The sequence below is a fragment of the Bartonella sp. AA86SXKL genome (assembly GCF_042196885.1).
Genome location: NZ_JBHIRE010000208.1, coordinates 1 through 861 on the forward strand (window position 1 = coordinate 1; position 861 = coordinate 861).

The 861-nt window shown below is 39.1% G+C and carries 2 protein-coding genes; one reads left to right on the plus strand and one right to left on the minus strand.

The genetic code is table 11. The features are described 5' to 3' along the window. The first annotated feature begins 43 nt into the window (after positions 1–43). Positions 44–481, plus strand: a complete 438-nt coding sequence (locus tag ACFIO5_RS11005; RefSeq protein ID WP_011181244.1) for a phage holin family protein — start codon at positions 44–46, stop codon at positions 479–481. Between the two features lie 91 nt (positions 482–572). Here ACFIO5_RS11005 and ACFIO5_RS11010 read toward each other — a convergent pair. Then, positions 573–861: hypothetical protein (locus tag ACFIO5_RS11010; protein WP_375705422.1), on the minus strand; the 289-nt coding region annotated here is incomplete at its 5' end.

Sequence of the window (861 nt, forward strand, 5' to 3'; positions counted from 1 at the left end):
AGGGATTGGTTTTATTCTAGCACACTTATTGCGTCGTTAAGGCATGCTTATGTTTATCGCGCCTCTTTTAAACCATCTTGTCGGTGGGGAGCTGAAAAGCACTGTCAAGCAAGTCCGTCTCCAAGCAATTTGCTTTGGAATTATTGGCATTTCCTTGTTTATGTCTTTGATCTTTTTATCTGTCATTGGTTTTATTGCATTATCTTCAGTAATAAAGCCTCTTACAGCAGCCAGTGTGCTATTTTTCATTTGGCTTTTTCTTGCAACCTTAGGTATTTTAATCAGCCGCTTTCTCAAAGCCTATCAGCACTATGATCAACAAAAGAAATCAGAAGAACAACGCCATAAACTTATGACAGAAGCAACTCTAGAAAGTGTTGCATTGCTTAGCAAACATCTACCTTTTGCAAAATTAGGTATTCCGATCCTTGGACTTGCAACTTATTTTTTGTGGAAAAAAGAGAAAAAAGACCGTTTTTAAGATCAAAGTCTGTATTGTACAATTCATCTCTTCCGAGGTACTTTCTCCATGCGAGAGAAAGCGCCTCTTTTGCTTCTCATCCAGCAATGTTTTAGAAACCTTCATCCTTGCGAGTGAAGAGAAACAATAAGAACCGATAAGCTTTTACATCCCACGCATCTACCATCCCCTGTATCATAACATGCCTTTTCTCTAACAGGTTATATGCTCCCTTTAGACACCCCTCTGTTTCCTTTGCATCTTTACGCATTTCTTTCAGATGTTCACCGATACCCTTCATGTTATGGGTGATAAAATAAAGAGGATGTTCTACAAAAGGCTCTCCTACGGAAACTCCAGCGAATGAGCATTGCTTCCAGATGTATCTAACTATTCTGCCT

What these genes read in the sequence shown, in the direction of transcription:
- ACFIO5_RS11005 (WP_011181244.1), top strand. Translation starts at nt 44, where the DNA reads ATGCTTATGTTTATCGCGCCTCTTTTAAACCATCTTGTCGGTGGGGAG.